The organism is Pectobacterium sp. A5351, assembly GCF_028335745.1.
Lineage (GTDB): Bacteria > Pseudomonadota > Gammaproteobacteria > Enterobacterales > Enterobacteriaceae > Pectobacterium.
This window is the reverse complement of sequence record NZ_CP116477.1, coordinates 3389327-3414691: the sequence shown is the minus strand read 5'-3', so window position 1 is coordinate 3414691 and position 25365 is coordinate 3389327. Positions and strand designations below refer to the sequence as shown.

23 protein-coding genes and 1 pseudogene are annotated in these 25365 nt (G+C 48.9%); 7 read left to right on the top strand and 17 right to left on the bottom strand.

Annotated elements, in window-relative coordinates:
- Window positions 1-69 precede the first annotated feature (69 nt).
- The 5 genes from O1Q74_RS15790 to O1Q74_RS15770 all read right to left on the bottom strand — a co-directional run bounded on the left by O1Q74_RS15790 (window position 70) and on the right by O1Q74_RS15770 (window position 4999).
- Complete coding sequence (locus tag O1Q74_RS15790; protein ID WP_271874576.1) at window positions 70-417, bottom strand: FMN-binding protein; 348 nt, start codon at window positions 415-417, stop codon at window positions 70-72.
- A gap of 65 nt (window positions 418-482) precedes the next feature.
- Complete coding sequence (locus O1Q74_RS15785; protein WP_271874575.1) at window positions 483-1859, bottom strand: MFS transporter; 1377 nt, start codon at window positions 1857-1859, stop codon at window positions 483-485.
- The gene (gene nrfD / locus O1Q74_RS15780) at window positions 1860-2822 is read right to left on the bottom strand and encodes a cytochrome c nitrite reductase subunit NrfD (RefSeq protein ID WP_271874574.1); all 963 of its coding nucleotides are present in this window, start codon (window positions 2820-2822) and stop codon (window positions 1860-1862) included.
- The gene (locus O1Q74_RS15775; RefSeq protein WP_271874573.1) at window positions 2815-3513 is read right to left on the bottom strand and encodes a 4Fe-4S dicluster domain-containing protein; all 699 of its coding nucleotides are present in this window, start codon (window positions 3511-3513) and stop codon (window positions 2815-2817) included. Before O1Q74_RS15775 ends, nrfD begins: the two co-directional genes overlap by 8 nt.
- 520 nt (window positions 3514-4033) lie before the next feature.
- Window positions 4034-4999: an alpha/beta hydrolase gene (locus tag O1Q74_RS15770; protein ID WP_271874572.1), complete on the bottom strand. Its 966-nt coding sequence runs from the start codon at window positions 4997-4999 to the stop codon at window positions 4034-4036.
- Between the two features lie 278 nt (window positions 5000-5277).
- Between O1Q74_RS15770 and O1Q74_RS15765 the strand changes: the two genes are divergently transcribed.
- Together O1Q74_RS15765 and O1Q74_RS15760 are read left to right on the top strand one after the other, a co-directional pair.
- A complete protein-coding gene (locus tag O1Q74_RS15765; protein ID WP_271874571.1) occupies window positions 5278-6177 on the top strand; it encodes a LysR family transcriptional regulator in 900 nt (299 codons plus the stop codon).
- Between the two features lie 354 nt (window positions 6178-6531).
- Window positions 6532-7036: pseudogene (locus O1Q74_RS15760) on the top strand (GntR family transcriptional regulator).
- Between the two features lie 63 nt (window positions 7037-7099).
- Here O1Q74_RS15760 and O1Q74_RS15755 read toward each other — a convergent pair.
- Together O1Q74_RS15755 and O1Q74_RS15750 are read right to left on the bottom strand one after the other, a co-directional pair.
- Window positions 7100-8461, bottom strand: coding sequence for an esterase-like activity of phytase family protein (locus O1Q74_RS15755; RefSeq protein ID WP_271874570.1), 1362 nt, complete (start codon window positions 8459-8461; stop codon window positions 7100-7102).
- A gap of 144 nt (window positions 8462-8605) precedes the next feature.
- A complete protein-coding gene (locus tag O1Q74_RS15750; RefSeq protein ID WP_271874569.1) occupies window positions 8606-9799 on the bottom strand; it encodes a multidrug efflux MFS transporter in 1194 nt (397 codons plus the stop codon).
- A 411-nt stretch (window positions 9800-10210) separates the two neighbouring features.
- Between O1Q74_RS15750 and azuC the strand changes: the two genes are divergently transcribed.
- Window positions 10211-10267, top strand: coding sequence for a stress response protein AzuC (gene azuC, locus O1Q74_RS20390; protein WP_125176151.1), 57 nt, complete (start codon window positions 10211-10213; stop codon window positions 10265-10267).
- 112 nt (window positions 10268-10379) lie between these two features.
- Here the strand turns inward: azuC and O1Q74_RS15745 are convergent, their stop codons facing one another.
- The 4 genes from O1Q74_RS15745 to O1Q74_RS15730 form a co-directional block, all read right to left on the bottom strand.
- The gene (locus O1Q74_RS15745; RefSeq protein WP_271874568.1) at window positions 10380-12248 is read right to left on the bottom strand and encodes an Svx/AvrXca family virulence/avirulence protein; all 1869 of its coding nucleotides are present in this window, start codon (window positions 12246-12248) and stop codon (window positions 10380-10382) included.
- 182 nt (window positions 12249-12430) lie between these two features.
- Window positions 12431-13747, bottom strand: a complete 1317-nt coding sequence (locus tag O1Q74_RS15740) for a purine-cytosine permease family protein (protein WP_271874567.1) — start codon at window positions 13745-13747, stop codon at window positions 12431-12433.
- A 14-nt stretch (window positions 13748-13761) separates the two neighbouring features.
- Window positions 13762-14451, bottom strand: coding sequence for a helix-turn-helix transcriptional regulator (locus O1Q74_RS15735; protein WP_271874566.1), 690 nt, complete (start codon window positions 14449-14451; stop codon window positions 13762-13764).
- Window positions 14452-14480: 29 nt separating this feature from the next.
- Window positions 14481-14894 carry a GNAT family N-acetyltransferase gene (locus O1Q74_RS15730; protein WP_271874565.1) on the bottom strand — a complete coding sequence of 138 codons (414 nt, stop codon included), beginning with the start codon at window positions 14892-14894 and terminating at the stop codon, window positions 14481-14483.
- A gap of 538 nt (window positions 14895-15432) precedes the next feature.
- Between O1Q74_RS15730 and yafN the strand changes: the two genes are divergently transcribed.
- The 3 genes from yafN to fhuE all read left to right on the top strand — a co-directional run bounded on the left by yafN (window position 15433) and on the right by fhuE (window position 18680).
- Window positions 15433-15726, top strand: a complete 294-nt coding sequence (yafN, locus tag O1Q74_RS15725) for a type I toxin-antitoxin system antitoxin YafN (protein ID WP_226308436.1) — start codon at window positions 15433-15435, stop codon at window positions 15724-15726.
- Window positions 15723-16127 carry a type II toxin-antitoxin system YafO family toxin gene (locus O1Q74_RS15720; RefSeq protein WP_271874564.1) on the top strand — a complete coding sequence of 135 codons (405 nt, stop codon included), beginning with the start codon at window positions 15723-15725 and terminating at the stop codon, window positions 16125-16127. Before yafN ends, O1Q74_RS15720 begins: the two co-directional genes overlap by 4 nt.
- A gap of 330 nt (window positions 16128-16457) precedes the next feature.
- A complete protein-coding gene (fhuE, locus tag O1Q74_RS15715) occupies window positions 16458-18680 on the top strand; it encodes a ferric-rhodotorulic acid/ferric-coprogen receptor FhuE (protein WP_271874563.1) in 2223 nt (740 codons plus the stop codon).
- 224 nt (window positions 18681-18904) lie between these two features.
- Here fhuE and proS read toward each other — a convergent pair whose 3' ends face one another.
- From proS to metN, 6 genes are all read right to left on the bottom strand, one after another.
- Window positions 18905-20623, bottom strand: coding sequence for a proline--tRNA ligase (proS, locus tag O1Q74_RS15710; RefSeq protein ID WP_271874562.1), 1719 nt, complete (start codon window positions 20621-20623; stop codon window positions 18905-18907).
- Window positions 20624-20768: 145 nt separating this feature from the next.
- Entirely contained in the window at window positions 20769-21485 is a 717-nt protein-coding gene (gene tsaA, locus O1Q74_RS15705; protein WP_271874561.1) for a tRNA (N6-threonylcarbamoyladenosine(37)-N6)-methyltransferase TrmO, read from the bottom strand.
- Window positions 21482-21892: an Rcs stress response system protein RcsF gene (gene rcsF / locus O1Q74_RS15700; protein WP_271874560.1), complete on the bottom strand. Its 411-nt coding sequence runs from the start codon at window positions 21890-21892 to the stop codon at window positions 21482-21484. The genes tsaA and rcsF overlap by 4 nt, the downstream gene beginning before the upstream one ends.
- 118 nt (window positions 21893-22010) lie before the next feature.
- Window positions 22011-22826 (bottom strand): MetQ/NlpA family lipoprotein, encoded by an 816-nt coding sequence (locus O1Q74_RS15695; protein ID WP_271874559.1) that lies wholly within the window; start codon window positions 22824-22826, stop codon window positions 22011-22013.
- A gap of 64 nt (window positions 22827-22890) precedes the next feature.
- A complete protein-coding gene (locus O1Q74_RS15690; RefSeq protein WP_039497700.1) occupies window positions 22891-23544 on the bottom strand; it encodes a methionine ABC transporter permease MetI in 654 nt (217 codons plus the stop codon).
- Entirely contained in the window at window positions 23537-24568 is a 1032-nt protein-coding gene (metN, locus tag O1Q74_RS15685; RefSeq protein ID WP_271874558.1) for a methionine ABC transporter ATP-binding protein MetN, read from the bottom strand. Before metN ends, O1Q74_RS15690 begins: the two co-directional genes overlap by 8 nt.
- A gap of 180 nt (window positions 24569-24748) precedes the next feature.
- Between metN and gmhB the strand changes: the two genes are divergently transcribed.
- Entirely contained in the window at window positions 24749-25312 is a 564-nt protein-coding gene (gmhB, locus tag O1Q74_RS15680; RefSeq protein WP_271874557.1) for a D-glycero-beta-D-manno-heptose 1,7-bisphosphate 7-phosphatase, read from the top strand.
- The last annotated feature ends 53 nt before the right edge of the window (window positions 25313-25365 follow it).

Here is a 25365-nt window from a genome sequence, read left to right as displayed (position 1 = left end):
GATGTTTTCCTTAATGTTATGAATATTCTTACAACGCAGCCGTACTTTGCGTGTGGAGAACCAACGGTATTAATTCGCCTTAGCCTGTGAGTACGCGTCTTCCGCGGCTTCTTTCACCGCACCGCTGGTCATCGTGGCACCGGATACCCCATCAACCTCAATGCTGTGTTTTTCGGTCATGGTTTTGGCGAGTTCGATGGCCGCTTCCCCGCCAACTTCCGGCGTTTCTTCCGGGGCATCAATCGTCGATTTAAGGATTTTCCCCTGCGCATCGATATCAAGCGTGACGGTGACATCCCCGCCGATCCCTTGTCTGGCGGCGGAATAGGTGCCGGCTTTAAAACTTCCGTCTTGCGCGGCCGCGGTTCCCACTGCGAATAGCAGACAGAGTGGAAGGATTCCTGAGCAGATTTTCATATCAATATTTCCCGTCGTTTTTGAATAAATACGGTGAATAGCCACGTTATTTCCCATAAATGAAGCTATTTCCCATGAATAAAGTGATAGCCGTCGTCATTATTGAGAGGCCTGAATATCAGGCAGCACATCGGTAAACCAATGCCGAGTAATAAGAACAGCAGGCTGAAAGGGTTAAGGTTGAAAAGGTGTTCAAACTGAGAAAGAAAACGTAATAGCGGAAATGTCAGCGTCATACTGAGCATGACGGAAAGTAACTGGCTAATGGTCAGCAGATTATTGCCGCTGTGATACGTGCTGTTATTCAGATTACTGAAAGCCAGCGTACTTTCTGCTGAATATAAGAGTGAAATGAGTACGCCGACTATCATGGCGATAACGCCGATGAGGTGCATCGACTTCTCTTGTACTGCGGCACTCAAGGCAAGGATACAGAGTGATGTGACGCCGGTTGCCAGCATTAACAGCCGCCGATAGCCAATACGTTTGACCAGCGGCTCGAACAGCAATTTTGACAGCAGCGCACCGCTGGAAAAGAGCAGCAAAATCAGACTGGTTTCTGCGGGAGTACAGGTTTGCGTCGTTTGTAGCATGAGAGAGAGCACGACGGGCGTTGATGCCAGTAGCGTTCGCGTAGCGATGCCTCCCATCATGCCGACAGAAAAGGTTCTGATGCCAAACAACGCGCGGGGGAATAAGGTCGTTTCAGCGATGAGATGTTGTCGGTAATAAAGGAAAATCAAACCCAGCGTGCTGCAAGACAGGAACAGGATGACGAACGTGGGAACGATATTTTTCGTGGCGGTGGTTAACAGGAACGCCATGAGAAATAACATCAAAACGGGAAAGGCTAATTCATAGGCGCCGGTGCGAGATGTCTCTTTTAGCGGCGCAGCAGGAATCGTGTGGCTTGCCAGAAAAAAGCAGACTACAGCCAGCGGAATATTCACGAGGAATATCGCCTGCCACGAGAGCAAGCTAACCAGAATATTACCGACAACGGGGCCGATCAGCGTGCCGAATAATCCCAGTAAGGTTACCCGATTCAGGAAGCGCAATTTCAGACACTGTGGCGTGGTGCGTAATAGTACGGTTCTGATGATGGGCAGCATGAGTGCACCGCCAATGCCCTGAATAAAGCGGAACGCGCTTAAACTGCCGAGCGTGGTTGCGGTCATGCACAGCAGTGAACCAAGCGTGAAAATAGCGACCGCGATCTGGTAGGTTCTTCTTTCCCCTAATCGTTCCGCCAACCAGCTATTGGCTGGCGTAAACGCGACGACCGTGACAATGTAGGAGACAACGATCGTCTCCATATGTAATGTCGGCTGCTGTAGCGATTGCGCGATAGCAGGGATGGCGACATACACCATGGTGGTATCCAGGGATTGCATGAAGAAAGTGACAGAAGCAATCCAGAACAAGACCCATGATGTATTCATTTAGGCCACCGTCATTTGTCCGGCATAAAGCACGAACAGTCGTAGCAGAAACACGCCGAACAGGCTCATGACAGCTAACGTAATGAGTTGCCCTTTGCCGGAGTGGGCAGAGGGCTTACGTACCCCGTTGGCAATGGCGGGAATCACAATGCCGATGCCGATAATGCCGATCCAGAATACGCCGCCCCAGAAACCCGACAGTGCGGTCTGTGCGGCGACCACTTTTTGCCCGCCGCCAAGTAGCAGCCCGATAAAAAACGCGAACAGCAGGAACAGTTCGGCGTACACCACCGGTGTTTCCACGCGGTGGATGAAATGCAAAGAGCGTGAATGCCCCGAGGTATTGCGTCCCCACGCGCTGGCCAGCAGCATGACAGCAATGCCGGAGGTGGTGCCGGATACCAGGAACAGGACGGGCAGAACGGGGTTATTCAACAGCGGGAACGATTTCAACGCAGACAGCAGGAAGCCGGTATAGCAGCCGAGCAGGATTGCCAGCACCAGCAGCAGGTTTTCAATCAATGTGGCCTTGTTGACGATCATCGCTGCCAGCTTACGCGCTTGCGCAGTCAGCGCAGGCCGGTACCAGATGGCCTCAAGCTGTGTCAGCCATCTGTCATGATAAAGCGTGATGAGCCATAACAGCATCACGATGAAGTACACCTGAAAGAGCATTACGCCCAGCGACATGATGGACGTCGGGTTGTAAAAGACCATCAAATACCAGAAGGTAAAGGGCTTGGTCAGGTGGAAAATCAGAATCATCAGCCCGAGAATGACGGCGAGCGGTGCCACGATGGCTGTGGCTTTGATGACGCGATTACTGCCGTGATATTCGCTGGGAACGTAGCGCCTGAGGAGCATCGAGAGCGTGACCATTCCTGCTGAAATACCGACCAGAAGAAGATAAACGGCGATGGGCCAGTCCCATACCAGCGTGTCGAACGTGAAAGCGTTATGCATTGTCGATGACTCCTCGTTTCCCCGGAATACGATAGAGCTGGGGGTCGGTGCCCAGATAAACCTTGGAACGGTAGGTCGCGTTGCTGGCGATCATCTTGGCAATGTTGCTTTCAGGATCGTTGAGATCGCCAAATACCAAGGCTTTGGTGGGGCAGATTTCGATGCAGGCGGGCTGCTTTCCGGCGGCCAGATTGGTTTGCCGACAAAAGTTACATTTGTCCGCCGTCTTCGTGACCGGATTGATGAAACGCACATGGTAAGGACAGGCGGCAATGCAGTAGCGGCAGCCCACGCAGCGTTTATCGTTGACATCAACGATCCCGGTGAGCGCGTCTTTGAAGGAGGCTCCCGTTGGGCAGACGGCAACGCAGGGCGGGTTCTCACAGTGCTGACAGGATTTGCGGAAAAATTGCTTAATCGCGCGCGTTTTTTCAACAGCGGGAATATCGACGGTTTGCAATATATCCAGCCGAGTTACACCATCGGGCACGTTATTGGTCGCTTTACAGGCCTTGATACAGGCTTTGCAGCCGATACAGCGCATTTCGTTATGCAATAAGCCATATTTAACGGCTACTTTACCCTGCGCTTTTTCGGGTTCATTCTGTGCGCGTGCGATACCGATATTTCCACTAACGGCAATCGCGCTTCCCATATAGGCAATAAAACGACGGCGAGATAATTCTTCCATATTATAAATCTTCACATTGAGGTGATAGCCGTGCGAACGCTATATCTTTCATAGACAGTATTAATCCAGTACCAACATTAATATTTCGCAGTTTGAGGCTAATGGAAAACAGCGGTTCATCATTACGATGAAAATAGTAAATAAGCCACGTTGCTATTATGGTTTTATTGGAGCATGAGAATAAAGATCTAAGTGTGCGCTTGGTCACGTTTATTTTTTTGTATAACCGTATATAACAAATATCGATTTGTTATAAATACAATGTTATTTCTTTATTCTTTTTGTATTTTTAAGAAATAGCGTTTCCGCTATAGATGTGTGCGTTGTTATTTTTTCATTATGTGATAGGCGTGAATAATTGATGTGCGTCATATCGCACGTTTTTTTATGCGGTGGTAGAGAAGGGTATAAACGGCTAGAGCGATTTCTCGCAACAAATAAAAACGTTAGTGCTTATTTCACACTAACGTTTATGCAACATAAATAATAAGAAATCTATTCTATAGATTTTAAACCGGCATCAGGGTTTTAGGTGTTTATCAAGAAAGCGTACGGTAATTTGCATGATGTCCGGTTGCAGCCAATGCGGCCCGCCGTGCTCGGCGCCTTTGACGCTGTAGTAGGTCGAGTCGATATTTTTCTCTGTCAGCGCCTGATGCAGTCTCTCGGTCTGGCGTGGTGAAACCAGAGTATCGTTGGTACCGTGCATAATCAGGAACGGCGGTGTCGCGCTGTTGATAAAGTTAATCGGGTTGGCGGTGGCCGCTTTATCGGGATAGCGGGTAATGGCGCCGCCTTCATTAAATACCGATGTGCCGTTGACCCAGATAGCTTCCGTAGCGGACGCTGAAGCGTGTTTCTGGACAACATCATCAGGAAAACCTTCACCCACCAGCGTGAGGTCGGATAACCCATAAAAGTCGATCACCGCTTGAACATCGCTGCTTTGATTGAGATGTTCGCCTTTATCGTAGACTTTTGAACCATTTGTCGCGCCGGCAAATGCTGCCAGATAGCCGCCCGCAGAGGTACCGAACACAGCGGCTTGCTGGCTATCAATACCGAATTTTTTCGCATTAGCGCGCAGATAGCGGATGGCGGATTTCACATCTTCCAGCGGCGCGGGGAAAAGAACGGTAGGTGCCACACGATATTCCATACTGGCAACCACATAACCGGCTTCAGCAATGTTTAGACGCTGTTGCAGGTAATTATCTTTATTGGCGTTAATGAACCCGCCGCCGGTAATAAATAATACCACAGGAAGCGCGTTTTTCGCTTCAGGTTGAAGAATATCCATTTTTAATGCGACGTTAGGGTAACCACGCATGGAGACCTGAGAATAAACCACGTCCGAAATTAATTTTACCGACGTGGTTTCCTGTTTTACGGTGATCTCATGCTGATTCTGTGCCGCATTGATTGCCGTCGCGCTCATCATTGCCAAGGTCGCTAACCCTATCTTTGTTGTTTTAAAATAATCCATATCTTAAGTCCTTTTGTTAGGGAGATGTAAACTTTTTTGGTTTGTGAGTGATGATGTCATATTTGTAAAGAGAATACTAAAAAATATTTAACAATATTGACTGTGTCGTATTAATCTACTCAATTATTTCCTCGTTTATAATAAGTTGACTATATCTACTATTAACGTTATTTCTCATTAATTAAATGTGCATCTAATCACAATTGATTATTTACAAATCCCTATAATTGTTATCATGGCAGGATATAGACGGTACCGTTAATGCGTAATATAAAACAATGCTCAGTATAAAACGTGTGATTTATTATCAGGAACTCATCCGGGTCGGGAGTTTCACGAAAGCAGCGAAAGCGCTGAATATCTCTCAGGCGTTTTTGTCCCAAGAGATCGCGCGGCTGGAGCTTGAAACGGAAAGGAAGCTGATTAACCGAACCACGCGACAGTTTTCTCTGACGCCATTCGGGAAGGTCTTTGCTGATAAAATTCAGGGCATGATTAAGGAATATTATGAGCTGGAGCAGTTCGTCAGCAGCTATGAGGAAAGCACGGATGGCGCGCTACTGGTTGGCGTGATCCCGATTTTCAATCGTCTGGCCCACTACAATATGTTTAACCTGTTTCAGAAAGCCTACCCCAATATCGATATTTCCTTCATTGATGGCGTGAGCATCGATTTACTGGAGAGGGTACGTAATAGCGGGATCCACCTGTCTTTCTCAACGCCTTTTGATGAATACCTGAACGATCCTTTGTTTCATCACACCATTTGCCAGGTTGATGACATTGCGGCGGTGATGTCGACGTCGCATCCGCTTGCGGGCAATACGACGCTAAGCTTGCCGCAACTGGTAAAAGAAAAGCTGATCGTGCCGCAAAAAGGGACGGGGGAGCATGCCGCCGTTTCCGAATCCTTCACCCGACAGGGCATTAACCCCAGTTACTTTCGCGAATGCAGCAATATGGACATCATTATGGATCTGGTGGTCAATCTGTCTGGTGTGGTCTTCCTCTGTTCATCTGTCGCGAAAAGCCTGACCGCTTATGATGTCGCGGTGATTCCGCTGGAGGAGCAACTGAAGAGAACATTCGCGATTAGCTATCTGAAGCGCAGCACGAACATCCCTATGGTGCGCCTGTTTCTGGATTTCTTGCAAGACTACAGCGAGTCCGTTCGGTAGGGCGCTTTCTCTGTTAATTAAAAAGACAGGGTTCAAAAGACGCCGATATCCAAGACATGTACCGTAAGGAACGCAGGTTCCGCGTTCATTCCCCCCAATGTACTGCCTGTTAGACAGACGTATCATATTATTTTTTCTACATCTTCTATCCCTTCATTGCATTCAGTTTCACTTCCCGCTGTTCATCGGTTTTAGATAGATATTACAGATGTGAATCAATGTGAGGCGATTCAAACTATCATTATTAGGTACTTGTATGGTAGTTGGCGTAAACGAATGGCTACATGCATAGAAGGATAAGTAACGTGAAGATTGTCAGCGCTGAAGTATTTGTCACCTGCCAAACGTAGCGTCATGGGCACCTCTTTTCAGAGCAACAACAATGAACCAGTCAACCAGCAAATTTATCGCGTACTGCGTAAAGACATCGTGGAATGCAATATTCCCCCAGTAAGCTGCTGTCTGAAAAAGAAATTTCTGTGCGTTTTGATGTGTCCCGCCAGCCAGTCCGAGAGGCTTTTATCAAGCTGGCAGAGGCTGGATTGGTGCAGATCCTGCCGCAGCGCGCGATGGTACGTCGGGCGGCAGAAAGGGTGACAGATGAACACCTGCTGACGCTGGAGCACAATGTGCGTCGGCAGGAATTGGCTGTGCAGAATGAGCAGATGCACGAGTTTCTCAGCCTGAGTCAGGTTTCTCCTCCGCCAAGCCTGATCCAACAACACGACCTGATTTTTAACGCCCTGAAAGCGCGCGACCCTGATGCGCGGAAAAAACGATTCGTGAGCACTTGCAGGAAATGAGCTATTCGATCACGCCGATTGCGCAACAGAATAGCGACTGGTTCGAGCATGCCTGAGCATGCTGAATTGCTGCTTCCACTTTTGGGGCCATCCTCTGGTGGAAGCCATTTCACAGAAGGTTACTTCAGCGGTTGTTCCAGATGAATCACCCACAGTTCGTTGTCGGCCTCTGGCTTCTGCAACGGTTTGATGGCTAAGGTTGTCTCTACCGCCTTGCCATCTCGCGTCAGTTTTCCATCGGTAGTAACCTGATAGTCATCCGCCTTATCTTTTGCTTTCACGGGGGATTGCAGCACGGATTGCAGACCAAAGTCGTTGTCGTTAATGACGGCCAGCGTTTGCTTATCGACCAGGGCCAGACCTTCCACTTTCTCCTGCTGCCAGCCAAGTTTACGCAGATCCACCAGCTCCTGCTTGTGCGCCAGGGTAATGCCGCGTTTTTCCAACTGGGCGAGATCGTCAAATTCCGGCGATTTGCCGTTGGCATCGAACGGCGTCAGGTCGCTCGCTTTGCTGAGATCGACCAGATAGATGCGGTTCTGCATCTGTTTATCTTTATCTGTGCCCTGTTCGACCAACAGAATGCGTTGATTATCCAGTGCCACGATATCGCCGATTTTGGCATCCTTCGCTTTCTTGTAGCTGTCGATATTGATGGGGTAGCCCAGCATGCGACTGGTTTTGGTTTCCGGGTTAAACATCACCAGGCGCGTAAATTGCGCTTTGTTTTTGGTTTTGCCGTCGATATCCAGCGTGCTTTGCACGGCCATGACGATCGTGCTGTCCGGCAAGCGGGTCAACCCTTCAAAACCCCGATTCGGCTGACGCCATTTGATGATATTTGGTAAACCGCTGGCAACCGAGTGTTCGTTGTCCGCAGGCGTCGGCCCGAATTTTTGCAGGATCTTCCCGCTGGCATCAACGTGGATCAGGAACGGGCCGTATTCGTCACACAGCCAGAAACCACCATTGCCGTCCGGCGTAATCCCTTCGGTGTCCAGCCCGCGCTGGCTGGTGCTGAGCGGTTGTAGGGCGTCATTCAGTGCCACTTCGTTGGTGGTGCCGATAACGTCCGCAGGTAGCGGCAGGCCGGTGATATTGCCCTCGGCATCATGCAGCGGGCGGGCATTGATCGCCTCGGCGGCTTTCGCGCTGACCCGAATATCCATCATCAGCGGCGCGTAGTCGGGGCTGGCAAAGATCTTGGCCTCTTTCTCACCGACCAGCGGCGCATCGGCATTCGGGCCGCGATCGGTGACGGTGGTGAACATCAGGTCATCACCCTGTTTGCCGGTAAAATAGAGACCGGAGCCAATGCCGACAGGTAAACCGTTGGGGAAGTTCTGGGCGAATTTGCCCTGATACGCAACATGATCGCTGGCTGGGAAGGTAACGACATAGCGTGTCACTTTTTCTCCTTCTGCCTGCGCGCTGAACGGCAGAAATCCGGCAACCAGCAGTGCTAACAACGTGTGTTTCATGGCATTCGCTCTTTGATGTGAATCAATTTGATTGAGGTACCGTCGGAGCATAGATAATTGATATGTCAGTTCTGTGACCGCACGCCTGATTTTGAAATGCAGTATGCGGTTTTCATGACATATCGCTGTTTAGAGAGGCTGTTGCTATCCTTTTCCGCGCGGTTTCCTGAAGGTGAAAAAGAGTTGTATCGTATTGCACAACACCAGAAACGCGGTGATGACGAACACCCAGCGGAAGCCCATCAGAGCGGAGACGCCGGAACCCACCAACGGCCCGAGGACGTTGCCCAGATACATGAATGACTGGTTATAGCCGAAGATGCGGCCTGTCACCTGCTGACTACTGTATTTGACCAACAGCGCTTGCACGGTTGGCATCAGCGCACCATCGGCAAAGCCCAGCAGAAAACGCAGTATGCCGAGCTGCGCAGGGCTTTGTACCATCGCCATGACCAGGAACAGCAGCACGCTGATCGCCAGTGCGGTGATTAGTACGCGGTGTGCGCCGATCCGGTCGCCTAAACGCCCAAGGCGCGGTGCGGATAGCAGGGCGGATACGCCGGGAATGGCAGCAATCACGCCGCTGATAAAGGCGATGTTGTCCGTGCCGGGCGTCAGATCGCGGATGAACAGGGTGAGGATGGGGCTAATGGAGCCGTTCGCCATCTGGATCATCATCGTCGTAATGAATAGACAGATAATGAGTGCCGGATACGGCAAAGAAGCAAAGACGGCTTTCCCGCTGAGCCGATTCTCTTTGGTGACCTTAACTATGCTCTCTTTAATCGCGAAAAGCGTAATCAGGAAACTGGTAAACAGCATGCCGCCAGTGATGAAAAAGACGGTGCGTAGCCCGATGTTGTCGGCCATAAAGCCGCCGAATAAGGGGCCGAGAATGACACCGGCGATCTGCCCGGTCGATAGCATACCCAATGCCCAGCCGCTTTTTTCACGCGGAACCTGCGAGGCGATCAGCGCCATCGCATTGGGAATATACCCGGAGGTCAGCCCCATAAGCGTGCGCAGGATGAACAGGTGCCACACGTTGGTCGCCAGTCCTTGTAACGACATCACGATCGCCATGCCAAGTGCAGCGCGTAACAGCATAAGCTTACGACCTTTACGGTCGGCGAGGCTTCCCCACAGTGGAGCTACGGCGGCAGAGACGAGAAAAGACGAACTGAAAATTAAGCCGGACCACAGGCTCAGCGATTCGTGCGAGTGAACGCCAAGCTGCTCAATGTACAGTGGCAGGAAAGGTAATATCTGGCTCATGGCCAGCCCGGTGAAAAAGCATCCCAGCCAGGCAGAGAAGAGGTTAAGTTTCCAGGTTTCCATGGGGGGCGGAATAGGCCTTCATCAGCGAATAACCAATGGCGAAACCGTGGTGACTGCGCGCAAAAAAATTGTGCTAACCGACAGTGAATGGCGCTCAATTAATAACGGACAGTGACTAAAATTTCGTCTTTCATCATGAGCATAGCATAGCCAGCGGCGTAGTGGTCACTGAGGGTAATGATCCGCAACAAAAGAAAATCAGCGTGGGGAGACGGTGGGTAGAGTGAAAGCCTTTGTGAATTTAATTGTGTGATGCATATCACTAAAAATTAGCTTTTGAACAACAGAGGTTGTACAATTCACCACCATAAGGCAGCCCACTGCCACGTAAGGCAAGAGCAACTCCATCGCGTTATTAGAATAATGAGCTAAGCAAAACAAGGTGAAAAAGTGCGTAACTTCTTTAAAAAAATGCTGGCGGCTTACCTGAATACTTATAAAGACGTACCGCCCGGCGCACTGTTCTAAGAATCTGTGCTATGCCTGAAACAGGCCGCCATTATGGCGGCCTGTTTATTTATGGGGATCCGAGAATCCATGTAACGTGGTTCTGAACCGGTTCCCCCTTTTTGTAGTGATATTACTTCGTGCTGTAGACTGGCACGGCCGTCACTTCTGGCACGGCTTCGGTCAGGTAGGCGCCGGCTGCGCTGCTTTTGACTTCATTTTCATCAATAAAGCCATAGAACACACCCTGCGACGCGGAAGCGCCGCGAATTTCCGCATCCCCGCGCATCTGCGCATTGCCTGATAGCACAATGCCGCGTTCAAATGCGCCCGGCCCCATGAAGATCGTATGTAGTCGCGCATTATCGCGTACGACGGTATTGCCTTGCAGCACCGTCAAGCCGCTAACAACAGCACGCCCTTCTACAGTCCCGCTCAAAATTGTTGCACGATCTTCAATTCTGGCGTTATCCCTCACTGTACCGCCGATGACGCGAGCGTAAGGCCCAACGTATGCGGTAGGGGCAACATTTGCTGCGTTGGATACCCAGCCACCGCCGTTTGGATGGCGAGAGCCGTTAGCGGTTGGATTCGGTGCGCCAGGTTGGCTGCCCTCCGGCCAGACGCCGGTGAAATCAGCCATCCAGGGGTAGCGGTAGAGGGAATAGTAAGCCTGATCCCACTTGATCTTCTGCATTTGCGACGGTGTACCCATCACCACCATGTAAATGCCGAGATCGTCCTGACGAATAGTGAAGTTTTTCACTATGGCAGATGCACCGCGCTGTAGTTCACTGTAGCGAGAAACGCCATCCGCGCCGATAGCGACAATCCCCCAGCGCCAGTCGGAGTTAGGCTGGGGCATGGTTGCCGGATCGTTTTTCAGCCCAGGGAAGCGAGTAATGGCAGATTTACTCTGCACCATGCCACGGAATTTGACGGTGATTTGCGTCGCGCCACTTTCTGGGATCAACCGTACGATGTTGTAGCCCAACTGCTGTGGAGCCTGATCGAACGGTACGGAGAAACGGCGAAGGCTGGTGCTAGCGCCGATAACTGGCTCAAGTGGTGTGGTTCTTAGCAGGCGATCAGCGTTATTCTGATTGGGTTGTAGCGCACCATAGCCACCGTAGGTTGTGCGATAAAAACGACCACGGTCAAAACCGTCTGGATCGATGTAATCCCAGTTGACGTTGTGCATCGCCCAGTCGCCGAAGACATCGTTGAATTCAGACTGGCTCCAGCCCATGTTAGTACGCAGAACGGACAGCGGATCGGCGGTAGACTGGCCGCTTTCATCTCCTTTTGGCGCTTTTGACCACATATCGTTGATAGCGCTATAGCCAAAGCGATTCTTCAGGTACTCCATAAACGACCAGTTGCAGTAACGGTTACGCGTTGAACCCAGATAAATATGCGGGTAGTTGACCTGCATTTCCGAACAGTGTGCCGATGTACCGCGGAATTCATCCATCTGGTGCGTCATCCAGTTGGCATGGGATTCCCAAATCCAGCCAACGTAGTCTTCTCCTCCTGCGGTTCGGAAGCTGCCGATTTGCGCTTGTAGTGCATGAGTAAATTCATGCGCCAGCCCCCAATTATCCTTGAGTGACGCTGGACCGATCCATACCCCCATGCTGCCACCGCCTGCAACCCCCCCGCTGAGCCCAAAGGTGGGATCGATGTGAATATTGGCTTTATATTTCACACTCTGCTTGCAATAAGGTTCGGGGAACTGAATTTGTTTAATAAACTTATCCCAAATTTGTTCCAATTTCTGTCCTGCGGCAACGGCATCATTACGGTTTACATCGTTATTATTCCAGCGGAAGGCAAAGTGCTCGGTCTGGTATTTCACAGAGGGCATATCCGTGATGGAATTATTTACCTGCCAGTTACCTGCGACACAAGCCTCAGCAGCGTTTGCCGAATTGACCATTAAAGCACCGCTTAAAACGAGTAGGCAGTTTAACGGCGTGAGAAGTGTTTTTATTTTTGACATAAATCCTTTTCCTAGCATGAATATTGCTAATCAACCTTATTATTTCAAGGAGGAAATTTTCCGTTGATAAATAAGGCCCATCCCAAGGCCATCATGGCCTGTCTTTCTTAAGTAAAAAATATATCGACCTCTGTAGGAAGAGGCCGATTGGATTATAGGTTAATTTTGTCTTGTTACCTATTTCATTTTAAATTTTGGTTATGTCTGAGTTTCCTAAAATACATATGGTTATTGGTGTAATGCTTTATTATCCAATAAAGCAGACTGGCTGCCAGTAACGAATTAAACGCCGGCACGCCCCACTCGAAGGCTAATCCAACAATGGCGCCGATAATGCTGGCAATAATCGCGGGCCAGCCAATCAGTGGTGTTTGTGCGCTATCTGGTAATTGGCCTTCGGCACGGCTGGCATCGAGCAGCGCCCTGTGAGTGCGTAAAATATAATAATCAACCAGCATCACACCGATAATGGGGGGGAATAGCACGCCTAATAGCGTCAGAAAATCAATGAAGCGATCCAGAATACCGGCGACGGAAAGCGCTGTGCCGATGAGACCAATCACCAGGGTGATCGAGACATAGCGTAATTTTCTCCCCGTGACGCCCTCTATGGCATTGGCGATTCCCAAAGAGGAGGAATAAAGGTTGATATCGTTTACTCTCAGTGTCGAAAATATAACGGCAATCAGCCCGATGCCGCCAGCTGCCTGAGACATGATCGTCACAACATCTGCAGTATTGAGCGCGCGGGCAATAATGATGGCGAGGCCATTTACAATAAATTCCCCGACGATAATCGACAACATCGTCATCCAGAAAACATGTTTTCCTGTTTGAGAATAGCGTGTCATGTCTGGGGTAATTAGGCTGGCGACGATGCAACCGCCGACAACCATTGTTGCGCCGGCACTAATAGAAATCGCCGCGCCGTTAGGCGCAGACGCGATCAGTTCGGCAATATTGTGGCCGGAGAGCGTCATGATCGAAATATAGCCGACGACGATGACAAACATTGGTACGGCAATTTTGGCGGTGAAGCGTAATGCTCTAAAACCGAAGGCAACCAGCAGTGTCAGCACAATGCCGGAAAGCGCAGCAGACCAGCCAAAACCGAGCTTGTTCGCCATCGCAAAGTTGAGCGCTTTAGCGAATACGGCATTCTGGACGCCGAACCAGCCGATGAGGCTAATGGCGATGACCAGCCCAATCAGGACGGAACCAATACGGCCAAAGCCGCACCAGCGTGCGAGCAGGCTGCCCGACATCCCTTCTTTCATCCCGGCGTAGCCCAGCCCCACGGTTACTACGCCAAAAATGGCACTGCCGATAAAGATGGCGAGAAATGCCTGACTTAGCGTCATGGAATGGCCGAGCACCGCGCCTAACATAAACTGGTCTAGCGCGGTTAACATGCCGATGTGGACTAATGCCACATTTAAAAAGGGCAGTCGGACACTCAGCGGAACGCGGCTGACGGGGTAATCATCTATTTTTTCCATAGGGATATGTTCTCTTATATAAATTGAATGCCTTTCTCGATGAGAGAGTTAGGAATATAACCATCGATGCCAAGATGGCGACAAAATTCCTCAAATTGAGGTAAAGAATGTGCTTCTGCTTTTTGATACATGTTATATATTCTGTTTTCTATTGTTTTTGGTGATACGTTCATTTTCCTTGCAATTTCTTTATTTGAGAAACGTTGTAATATTAAGAAAATAATGTCCAGTTCTGATTGGGTGAAAATATTGGTCTTCAATTCTGTTTGCAACGTCGTCGGTTTCTTTTGATCTATATATATAAGCGGAGACCGCGTATCCAGAGGTCTGGCATTCCACATCGTACCAATGCAACGCTTATTTTCATCAAAGATGGGGATCTTTTCGCTGACGAAAGGCGTCAGCGTTTTCTTTCCATACCAATAGTGTGTTTCGATGACAGTGACTCTTTGCTCACTATTTTCTGTCAGCCTGTCATGTTCTTTTAAATCATCAGAAAGTTCTGCCCAACTGGCAGGAAATTCATCATCTAGTCGCCCTTCAATATCAAAATGCGTTGGCGTATTGGTATAGAGGTAAGCGGCTTTATTCATGTAAACATGGCGTGATGATAAGTCTTTAATACCCCATGGTTCATTTAAACACTCCATCATAATAATCAGATTTCGAATATAATCAGTCATGTTTTTTTGTGATGATGGCATCCTGCCCTCCTTAATAGGCCAGAATTAATTCAACGGATCAATTTAGCTAAGTAATGTCGAATATGCTTGTGTGCATATCCCGGTAGATTTCCATATTCTTTGTATCCCAATTTTTCGTAGAACCCCTTGGCTTGGAAATCGAATGTATCCACATAAGCAAGATGACAACCACGCTTTAACGCTTCTTTTTCAGCTGACTGCATGAGTTGACGGCCAAGTCCGCTTTTACGATATTTCTCACTTACCCAAAGATATTGAACTTCTAATGCACCCCACCAGGTTCTGGAGATTAACCCGGCGATAATATTATTTTCATCGTCTTTGAAATTTAAAAAGAGAGGGAAAATATCAACAGCATCGTACTGTTCGTTGTGTTTCCAAAGGCTTGCTATTACAAATTCTTCTTCATCTGAATCTGGTGTGTGAGTAATATGTAGATTCATTACAATAAGACCTCATTATTAGCACGCTAAATTATACTTCTAATGTGAACATTTCTTTATCATATCAAAAATATTTATGCAAGAGTGGATTTTCCTCGTTCTTAGGTTTCTGTATCGCTCTATGATAAGAAACATAATCTGCTATTTGTGATTGTATTCAGGTAAAAATCAGAAAGTCAGTACGGATTTGCCTCACCAGGGAAAATATCCGATAATTTATAATGAAAATGTATTTGTTGTCGAAAAATATGTTTTTTATGAGTAGGTTACTTCTCTATTTTTCTCCTTGATTAACTTATCATTCAGCCCGGTTTATGTCAGCGAAATGCATCACGGTTTCGCTGGCGTTCCTCCCCTGCTCATCTCCTCCGCCAGCGCATGTTGCAAAAGCCCCTCTTGCTGGCCAGTCGTCATGCAGAATGGATCGATATTTACCATTCATAGCATGGAGTCAACACTGTTTGTTTCATGAATACATAAAATAATGTATATTTTAATGTGTATAATGATGGTGACTAGAACATATGACAGGTGATTTATGGAGCGTATTCTTGCTGAAAAATCTATTAACATCACTGAGTTAAGAAAAAACCCAGCCAAGTATTTTATTGATGAACCCGTTGCTGTGCTTTCTAACAATCGGCCTGCCGGTTATATGGTCAGTGCCAAGGTCTTTGAAGCTCTGATTGACCTATTGGAAGATAAGCAGGGCAGAGTGCATACCGCAGCGCGTTTCAGGCCAACCGCTGAACGTTTAAGTGATATTGCGGATAGTGGGGCGGCGCTCCTGAAAAACGCTTCTGATAAGGATCTGAACGAGTTCACGGAATGAGCATCAGGATTTTCAAGTCTACGTTGCTTTGTCAACAATTGAGCCAGCAAGAGCTGGACGATTTAGTCGCGGACTTCCTGTCTTATAAACAGGATGGCGTGTTGCCTGATACTTTTGGCCGTGATGCGCTCTATGATGATGACCGCACCTATCCATTGGTAAGAAAAGAGCAAGTAGCCCACATCCATCTTGCTGATGCGCATGCACCTTTCCCCAAGTTCTTACGTCAGTTCAAAAGAACCAGCGATAAAGCCCATTTGGTCTACTGCCAAAGTGCGATGGATCCTGATATCTATCTGCTGATAATCATTTTAAAGCCTGAAGCGCACAAGATGGCACGAAACAATAACAATATGCACAAGGTTGGGGTGATGCCAGAAGCGTTCAGAATGAAATATTGAATGGCCTCCTAAAATACGTAGGTGCCTTCAACATATCGAGTGTTCCATGCGTCCTCCTTTATCATTTTTCACAAATAGTCGCGCTGCCGCTGGCCGTCCTTGGGCTGAGCGGACTGTTGTAAATGCCTAAAATGTTCTTTTTGTAACATACCTTGTTAACGATATAGTGATTTGTTTATTTTCTATCTATTTGTATTTTAAGTAAATTAATCCTTACGTTGAAATAACAATAATAATGCGTATAGTTATCATTTAATTTTATGTGCGAATGTTGACAAGAAGCGCCTCTGCATCTCGCCAAAATCACCACCAGTTAACCGAGGATATACCATGTCTTTTGGAGTTACTCGCGCCGAAAAAACGCGTGTTTGTGATTCTTCGCTGGCCGTAGCAAAACCATTCGGAATTTCTCTTCTCGCCCTGTTGATTTCCGCCTCTTTCTTCCCCGCTCAGGCTGTTGCCGAAGAAAATTCTGCCTCAGGCGATACGCTTGTCGTCAGTGCTAACGTCAATGCGAGCGCGGAGGCCAGCGACCCGAAGGATTACAGCGTAAAAGTGACTAACGCCGGAACGAAGATGACGCTGACGCAGCGTGATATCCCGCAGTCGGTGAGTGTCATCAGCCAGCAGCGTATCGAAGATCAGAATCTGCAAACGATTGGCGAGGTCATGGCGAACACGACCGGTGTATCCTCTAAAATTATCGATTCCGAACGAATGACCTATTTTGCTCGTGGTTTCCTTATCAATAACTATCTGTTTGATGGGATTCCTACAGTCGTTGACGATATCTGGCATTTTGGTGACTCTGCTTCGGACACGGCAATCTATGACCGTATAGAAGTGGTACGCGGTGCGACTGGTTTAATGACGGGAACGGGTAACCCTTCCGCGGCGGTGAACATGGTACGCAAGCATGCGGACAACCGTGAGCTCAAAGGCTCGGTATCCGGTAGCTACGGCTCATGGGATAAACAGCGGATGGTGGCCGATCTGTCAGCACCATTGACAGAATCTGGCAATGTTCGTGGGCGCGTGATTACGGGCTATCAGGATAACGACACTTGGCTTGATCGTTACCATAGCCGCAAAAAATTCCTTTACGGCGTGATCGATGCTGATGTGACCGATTCAACTACGCTGTCGCTTGGTTATGATTATCAGGACAGTCACAATACTAACCCAACGTGGGGTGGCTTACCGACGTGGTACAGCGATGGTAGCCGCGTTCGTTTTGATCGCAGCCTTAACTCTGCACCGAACTGGAGCTATATCGACTCAACGTCGAAAAAGGTGTTTGCTGGCCTGACCCAGCGTTTTGATAACGGTTGGCAGGTGCGTATGAACGGTACGCATGACGAGACCAATTTTGATTCGAAACGGATGTATGCCAACGGTTTCCCAGATAAAAACACTGGGTTGCTTGTTGATCCTTACTACCCTACTTATAACGCTGGTGCCTATGGCGGATGGAATAGAGGGAAGCGTAAAATCGATTCTGTCGATACCTATGCGACCGGTCCCTTTGAACTGTTCGGTCGTCAGCATGGGCTGGTCGTTGGAGCGAGTTATAGTAAACAGAGCAATAACTATGATAACTCTTATCCTACAAGCGCAATCACTCCGGAGGATATCGGTAATTATTTCAACTGGAATGGTAATCTTGCCGATCCTACATGGAGTTCTTGGCGACCTTATGAAAACTCGACGACACGCCAGAAATCAGCTTATACCTCTGCACGCTTCTCACTGGCTGATCCATTATATTTGATCGTTGGTGCACGTTACACCGACTGGAGTGTCACAGGATCTTCGGATAGCGACAGCAGAAACCGCATTACGCCGTATGTCGGGCTGGTGTATGACATTAACGATACCTGGTCGACGTATGCCAGCTATACCGATATCTTCCAGCCTAACAACAAACGCGATATCAATAAAACCTACTTACAGCCGACTACGGGCAGGAATTACGAAACTGGCATTAAAGGGGATTGGTATAACAGTCGCCTGACGGCATCAGTTTCCGTTTTCCGTATCGAACAGGATCACGTTGCACAGACGAATAGTGCCCGTTTTGCCGGATCGAATGAGACAATTTATTACGCAGTTGATGGTGTTGTCAGTAAAGGGATTGAATTTGAAGTCAACGGCGCGGTGATGGATAATCTGCAAATGACGTTTGGCGGTTCGCGCTATGTTGTTGACGATCAGGATGGCAAGTCGGTCAATCCAGAACAGCCGCGCACGTCATTCAAGCTGTTTACCCGCTACCAGTTGCCAGCGTTGCCGGATTTAACCGTTGGCGGTGGCGTGAACTGGCAAAATGGTATCTGGCAGGAAGGCTCTGGCCCGCAAAACACCACGCTGCGTGCCAATCAGGGTAGTTACGCGTTGGTTAACCTGTTTGGTCGCTATCAGGTGACTAAACAACTGGCGGTTCAGGCGAATATCAATAACCTGTTTGATAAAGAGTACTACGACTACCTTGCGCCTTATGCCGTGTATGGTACGCCGCGTAGCGTCTCCATGACCGTCAACTATGCGTTCTAGCTTGCTGTTTTGGAGCGAGGCGTTGTTTTTGCTTCAGATAGTCTTGATGTGAGTGACTTTTCCAGCGATACGATAATTTGTCGTTGGGAATCAGCAGAGCGACCCGGAGGTGAAAGCCTGCTACACACTCGTGAAGGGTAACAACCACAAGGGGGCGGGAGTGATCCCGCCTCTTGCTCGATCCTGCATTCTCCCTTTCCTACGAAGGGGCGGCTCGGCAGCGATTAGCGGACGATATTTGCCAGCAGAAAATCGACAATTTCGCTGGTTTTAATCATTTGCTTTTCACCCACTCGGCGATGCTTATATTCAATCTCTTCGCTATCCAGATTGCGATCGCCAATGACGATGGTGTGCGGTACGCCAATCAGTTCCATATCGGCGAACATCACGCCCGGACGCTCTTTGCGGTCATCAAGCAGAACTTCAATACCTTTGGCACGTAACTGCTGATAGATATCCTCAGCGACTTCCTTCACGCGGAAAGATTTGTGCATGTTCATTGGCAGAATAGCAACGTGGAAAGGGGCAATCGCGTCTGGCCAGATGATGCCGCGTTCGTCATGATTCTGCTCAATCGCCGCCGCGACAACACGCGTTACACCAATACCGTAGCAGCCCATCGTCAGCGTTTGGTTACGGCCGTCTTCACCTTGAACCGTGGCTTTCAGCGCTTCAGAATATTTACTGCCCAGTTGGAAAATATGGCCCACTTCGATACCGCGTTTAATTTGCAGTGTGCCTTTACCGTCTGGACTGATATCGCCTTCAACCACGTTACGGATATCCGCAACCTGCGGCAGCGCAACGTCACGCTCCCAGTTGATGCCAAAATAGTGTTTGCCATCAATGTTCGCGCCAGCGCTGAAGTCGCTCATGGCTGCAACAGTGCGATCGACAACGACTGGAATCGACAGTTTGACTGGACCCAGTGAACCTGGGCCTGCGCCGATGGTGGCGCGAATCTCTTCTTCCGTTGCGAACGTCAGCGGACTGGCTACCTGAGCAATTTTCTCCGCTTTGATTTCATTCAGTTCGTGATCGCCACGAACCAGCAGCGCAACCAGTTTATGGCCGCTTTCTTCCGTTGCTTTAACCAGCAGCGTTTTCACGGTTTTTTCTATCGGCAGCTTAAACTGCTCAACCAGCTCGGCGATGGTTTTGGCATTCGGTGTATCAACCAAACGCAGCGCTTCAGTTGCTTCAGCGCGACCTAGCTTCGGCGCAACGGCTTCGGCCAGTTCAATGTTTGCCGCGTAGTCGGATTCCGTTGAGAAAATGATATCGTCTTCACCGCTGGCAGCCAGTACCTGAAACTCATGGGATGCGTTGCCGCCGATAGAACCGGTATCTGCCTGAACGGCTCTGAAATCCAGATCCATACGGTTGAAAATCTGGCTGTAAGCGGCGTACATGGCATCGTAGGTAATCTGCAATGATTCCTGTGACGTATGGAAAGAGTAGGCGTCTTTCATCAGGAATTCACGTGAGCGCATTACGCCAAAACGCGGACGAACTTCATCGCGGAATTTGGTTTGGATCTGGAAGAAATTCAGTGGCAACTGCTTGTAGGAGCTGATTTCATTGCGAATAAGATCGGTAATGACTTCTTCATGTGTCGGGCCGAGTACGAAAGGGCGCTCGCCACGATCGACAAAACGCAACAGCTCTGGGCCATATTGATCCCAACGTCCACTTTCTGCCCATAAATCGGCAGGCTGAACAACGGGCATGGACACTTCAATCGCGCCTGCGTTATTCATCTCTTCGCGCACGATGTTTTCAACTTTTCTCAAAACACGTAAACCGGTCGGCAACCAGGTATAAAGGCCAGAGGCCAGTTTACGAATCATTCCTGCCCGGAGCATCAACTGGTGGCTGATGACTTCTGCATCGGCTGGTGTCTCCTTGAGAGTGGAGAGCATGTATTGGCTAGTACGCATGGGGTTTTAGTTCCGTTAGAACGACAAATAGCATAGGGCTGCCGTGCAGCCGAAGGCATATAAAAAGTGGCTTAGTTTACCAGCGCGGACGGCGCGTCAAAAGAGAGCAGGAACAATTTTAGAATATATTGCTGGGGTTAATGTATTAACGCGCGTTTGACGGGTCGAGGCTTAGCACTTCGGTTTGTTCTCCGCAGACGCGCCAGCGCACATTGAATTCCAGCAATAAAACGGCGTATTCCCGCGTGGTGCTTTCACCTTTACGGTAGGCTGGGCGCGGATCTTGCGCTAATACCTGTGAGATAAAGCGCTTTAACTGGGGATATTTCTTTTGATGCTGGGCTATCTGGTTTTCCGCAAGGGGCGAAAAAATCACCGGCATTGCTGCATCGGGAGCCATTTGGGCAAAACCCGCTCGTGCCTGAGGATGGCTTTCGGCAAAGGGCAAGTAAGGTTTGATATCGATGACTGGCGTGCCATCGACCAGATCAAGGCTGCCTAATTCGAGCGTAATCGCATCGCCTTTTACCCGAATCTCTTTTAATTCAACCAGCGACATGCCCACAGGGTTGGGGCGGAAAGTAGAACGCGTAGCGAAAACGCCCGTCCGTGTGTTTCCGCCCAAACGCGGTGGCCGAACGGTCGGACGCCAGCCGCCTTCCATCGTTTGATGAAAGATGAACACTACCCATATATGACTGAAGTCTTCCAGTCCCCGCACGCACTCTGCTTGGTTATATGGTGGTAATAGCTGAAGTTCTCCGCCTCCATCTTCAATTAGACCCGGCTGCCGCGGAATGGCAAATTTTTCTTTATACGGCGAGCGGATAATCCCGATCTGATGGAAAACAAATTGACTCATTGTGCAGAAACTTTCAGTGCCGTGCCCTGGCAAACGACCTGACTGTAGCAACCCGCTACACCACTGACAGTTTGACATTCATGCAGCAAAACCGCATTGGCTTTCATGGCAGTGGCACGATTTTGCATTCTTTTACGCGCATTTGCCGCATTAGGGGGGGAATCCTGAGCGCTGACCTGGCATGAGGAGCCTGATACTTCACCCATGTCGCGGAAAGGCTTACCGACTAACTCTTCTGCACTTTTATATAACACTGCGGGAGTCGGGCGAGCGACTGGCTTCGGTTTAGGTGCGGGTTCTACGGTTTTGGTTTCAACAATAGGTTGAGGAGCAGGTGCTGGTGGCTTCTGAAATAAAGAACAGCCTGTCAGCGACATTGCCAACAATATAAAGGGAACAGCACGCATTAAGGATTCCTCTGCTTTTTCTCAAAGAGCGGGTATTGAAGCAAGCAATTGCACAAATAACAAGACGGGCCGTAGCCCGTCTCGCAGATATCTTTTAATTAAGCATGTTAGAACTGGATTACCAGCCTTTTACCGCGCCGCCGTTAAAGATTTTATTTGCCGCGTTGTTTACTTCGTCAGATTGATAAGCCTGAACGAATTTCTTCACGTTTTCAGCGTCTTTGTTGTCTTCGCGTGAAACCAACAGGTTTACATACGGAGAGTCTTTCTCTTCAACAAACAGGCCATCTTTAGTTGGCGTCAGGTTAATCTGGCTAGCGTAAGTGGTATTGATGACAGCCAGTGCGATTTGCGCGTCATCTAAAGAACGTGGCAACTGAGGCGCTTCCAGCTCAACCAGTTTGATATTTTTCGGGTTCTCGGTCACGTCCAGTACGGTTGGCAGCAGACCAACGTTGTCTTTCAGCTTAATCAAGCCGACTTTTTGCAGCAGCAGCAGAGAACGGCCCAGATTGGTCGGGTCGTTTGGCAGCGCAACCTGAGCACCATCTTGCAGCTCATTCAGCGATTTGATTTTTTTGGAGTAACCCGCGATCGGGTAGACAAAGCTGTTGCCGACAGAAACCAGCTTGTAGCCACGGTCTTTGATCTGTTGATCCAGATAAGGCTTGTGCTGGAAGGCATTCAGATCGATATCACCTTTGCTCAGGGCTTCATTTGGCAACACGTAGTCGTTAAATGTGACTAATTCAACGTCCAGACCGTATTTGTCTTTTGCCACTTTCTGCGCGACTTCCGCAACCTGTTGTTCTGCGCCAACAATAACGCCGACTTTAATGTGATTAGGATTCTTTTCTTCCTGACCACATCCCGCTAGCGCCAGAGCACCAATAAGTGCGCCAATGGTCGCAATAGATTTCAGTTTAATCGCCATATCCTTACCCCTAATTAACTATTCTCTTGGCAAATGCCCTTCAGGCAAATGCGTATTGTGGTGATTACTTGTGTGTGACAGCTTTTACTGCCCTGTCGCCGCAGAATTGAATCAGGTACACCAAAACAACCAGTAATATTAATACCGTATTCATGACCGTCGCGTTATAACCAATATAACCATACTGATAACCAATTTGACCTAAGCCGCCTGCGCCCACAGCTCCACCCATAGCAGAATAGCCTACGAGCGTGATTAACGTGATGGTTGCGGCATTAATAAGGCCTGGTAATGCTTCTGGCAGGAGTATCTTTCTGACGATTTGCATCGGCGTTGCGCCCATTGCACGGGCAGCTTCAATCAGGCCGGTCGGAATTTCAAGCAGCGCGTTTTCCACCATGCGAGCAATAAATGGTGCGGCACCGACGGTGAGAGGAACGATCGCCGCTTGCAGGCCAATTGAGGTTCCAACAATCATTCGAGTGAAAGGAATCATCCATACCAGCAGAATAATGAATGGAATCGAGCGGAAAATATTTACCAGTGCAGAAACGGTCCGGTAGAGCTTTGGATTGGCGATAATCTGCCCTGGACGCGTGGTATACAATAAGACTCCCACGGGTAAGCCAAGCACAAAGCCAAAGAAACCAGAAACGAACGTCATTGCGACGGTTTCCCATATTCCCTTAGCCATTAACCACATCATTGCTTCAGACATAACCCAGAACCTCAATTGTAACGTGACTTTCCTGCAGGAATTGGATTGCGGCTTTGATATCCGCATCGTTGCCGTGCATTTCTGCCAGCATGATGCCGAACTTGACGCCACCAGCATAATCCATCTGGGCACTGATAATGTTGTTGTTGACGTTAAAGCGTCGAGCAACCTCGGAGAGCAGCGGGGCATCCACCGATTTGCCGGTAAATTCCATCCGTAATAACGGCGTGGTATCCGGGCGATAGTCGGGGGAAAGACGGATGAGGTAATCGTCAGGGATGTCCAGGTGTAGCGTGGACTGAATGAATTTCTGCGCCAGCGGTGTTTTCGGGTGTGAAAAGACTTCGCTGACCGTGTCCTGCTCGATGAGTCGTCCATCGCTGATTACCGCAACCTGATCGCAAATACGCTTCACCACATCCATTTCATGTGTAATAAGAAGAATGGTCAGGCCGAGGCGGCGATTGATATCTTTCAGTAACTCAAGAATCGACCGGGTCGTTGCTGGATCCAATGCGCTAGTTGCTTCGTCACACAGCAAAACTTTGGGATTGCTGGCCAACGCACGGGCGATAGCGACACGTTGCTTTTGTCCGCCGGACAAATTGGCGGGATACACGTCGTGCTTATCTGCCAGCCCAACCAGATCCAACAATTCATTGACCCGTTGGGTAATCTCAGATTTTGGCGTGTTATCTAATTCCAGCGGTAGCGCAATATTGCCAAAAACGGTGCGTGAGGCGAGCAGGTTGAAATGTTGGAAAATCATGCCGATTTGGCGGCGTGTGCGCGTCAACTGGCTATCTGACAGTTGGGTCAGCTCTTGTCCATCTACCAGCACTTTCCCTTCTGTCGGGCGTTCCAATAAATTGACGCAGCGGATGAGTGTACTTTTACCTGCGCCTGATGCGCCGATAACACCATAAATTTGCCCGGTAGGAACATGAAGGCTGACATCAGCAAGTGCGGTAATAGTCCGCCCGTTTTGCTGAAAAACCTTAGTAATATTAGAAAGTTCAATCATATGTTTTTATCGTGAGTGCCTATGGCTGGATAAATCAGTTTCTGAATTAACAGAATATGAAATGGATGTTAGGGCGTCTAGACGTCTAAGTCAATCGGGATTGTCACGGCTCTGCATTCTCCCTATGGGCGAAAACATGCGATACTACCGCGTAATTTAGGCCATTCAGGAGCAAAGTCAGTGGCACAAAGCGTTCCAGCAATTTTTCTTGATCGTGACGGCACGATCAATGTCGATCACGGTTATGTTCATGACATTGACCATTTTCAATTTATTGATGGCGTCATTGATGCCATGCGTGAGTTGAAAAATATGGGGTTTGCGCTGGTTGTGGTGACGAATCAGTCCGGCATCGCCCGTGGCAAGTTTACAGAAGATCAGTTTATGCAACTGACAGAGTGGATGGACTGGTCGCTGGCAGATCGTGGTGTTGATCTGGATGGCATCTATTTTTGTCCGCATCACCCTGAAGCAGGGGAAGATGAATATCGCCAGACTTGTGATTGCCGTAAACCTGAGCCTGGCATGTTGCTTTCTGCACAGCGCGATCTGCACATTGATATGGCGGCGTCTTATATGGTGGGTGACAAATTAGAGGATATACAGGCTGCCATTGGCGCAGGGGTAGGAACCAAACTGTTAGTTCGCACAGGCAAACCTGTTACTGAACAAGGCGAAGAACTGGCTGATAGCGTGTTGGAAAGCCTCGTAGACCTGCCAAAATGGATAAAAACGCGCAGTTAACCAGCGGAACGAATGAAAGATGCGCAAACAGAAAAAAGTTTACGAGATTTGCT

Coding starts and splice junctions, on each gene's coding strand:
- O1Q74_RS15790 (WP_271874576.1), bottom strand. CDS start 417: ATGAAAATCTGCTCAGGAATCCTTCCACTCTGTCTGCTATTCGCAGTG.
- O1Q74_RS15785 (WP_271874575.1), bottom strand. CDS start 1,859: ATGAATACATCATGGGTCTTGTTCTGGATTGCTTCTGTCACTTTCTTC.
- nrfD (WP_271874574.1), bottom strand. CDS start 2,822: ATGCATAACGCTTTCACGTTCGACACGCTGGTATGGGACTGGCCCATC.
- O1Q74_RS15775 (WP_271874573.1), bottom strand. CDS start 3,513: ATGGAAGAATTATCTCGCCGTCGTTTTATTGCCTATATGGGAAGCGCG.
- O1Q74_RS15770 (WP_271874572.1), bottom strand. CDS start 4,999: ATGGATTATTTTAAAACAACAAAGATAGGGTTAGCGACCTTGGCAATG.
- O1Q74_RS15765 (WP_271874571.1), top strand. CDS start 5,278: ATGCTCAGTATAAAACGTGTGATTTATTATCAGGAACTCATCCGGGTC.
- O1Q74_RS15755 (WP_271874570.1), bottom strand. CDS start 8,461: ATGAAACACACGTTGTTAGCACTGCTGGTTGCCGGATTTCTGCCGTTC.
- O1Q74_RS15750 (WP_271874569.1), bottom strand. CDS start 9,799: ATGGAAACCTGGAAACTTAACCTCTTCTCTGCCTGGCTGGGATGCTTT.
- O1Q74_RS15745 (WP_271874568.1), bottom strand. CDS start 12,248: ATGTCAAAAATAAAAACACTTCTCACGCCGTTAAACTGCCTACTCGTT.
- O1Q74_RS15740 (WP_271874567.1), bottom strand. CDS start 13,747: ATGGAAAAAATAGATGATTACCCCGTCAGCCGCGTTCCGCTGAGTGTC.
- O1Q74_RS15735 (WP_271874566.1), bottom strand. CDS start 14,451: ATGCCATCATCACAAAAAAACATGACTGATTATATTCGAAATCTGATT.
- O1Q74_RS15730 (WP_271874565.1), bottom strand. CDS start 14,894: ATGAATCTACATATTACTCACACACCAGATTCAGATGAAGAAGAATTT.
- yafN (WP_226308436.1), top strand. CDS start 15,433: ATGGAGCGTATTCTTGCTGAAAAATCTATTAACATCACTGAGTTAAGA.
- O1Q74_RS15720 (WP_271874564.1), top strand. CDS start 15,723: ATGAGCATCAGGATTTTCAAGTCTACGTTGCTTTGTCAACAATTGAGC.
- fhuE (WP_271874563.1), top strand. CDS start 16,458: ATGTCTTTTGGAGTTACTCGCGCCGAAAAAACGCGTGTTTGTGATTCT.
- proS (WP_271874562.1), bottom strand. CDS start 20,623: ATGCGTACTAGCCAATACATGCTCTCCACTCTCAAGGAGACACCAGCC.
- tsaA (WP_271874561.1), bottom strand. CDS start 21,485: ATGAGTCAATTTGTTTTCCATCAGATCGGGATTATCCGCTCGCCGTAT.
- rcsF (WP_271874560.1), bottom strand. CDS start 21,892: ATGCGTGCTGTTCCCTTTATATTGTTGGCAATGTCGCTGACAGGCTGT.
- O1Q74_RS15695 (WP_271874559.1), bottom strand. CDS start 22,826: ATGGCGATTAAACTGAAATCTATTGCGACCATTGGCGCACTTATTGGT.
- O1Q74_RS15690 (WP_039497700.1), bottom strand. CDS start 23,544: ATGTCTGAAGCAATGATGTGGTTAATGGCTAAGGGAATATGGGAAACC.
- metN (WP_271874558.1), bottom strand. CDS start 24,568: ATGATTGAACTTTCTAATATTACTAAGGTTTTTCAGCAAAACGGGCGG.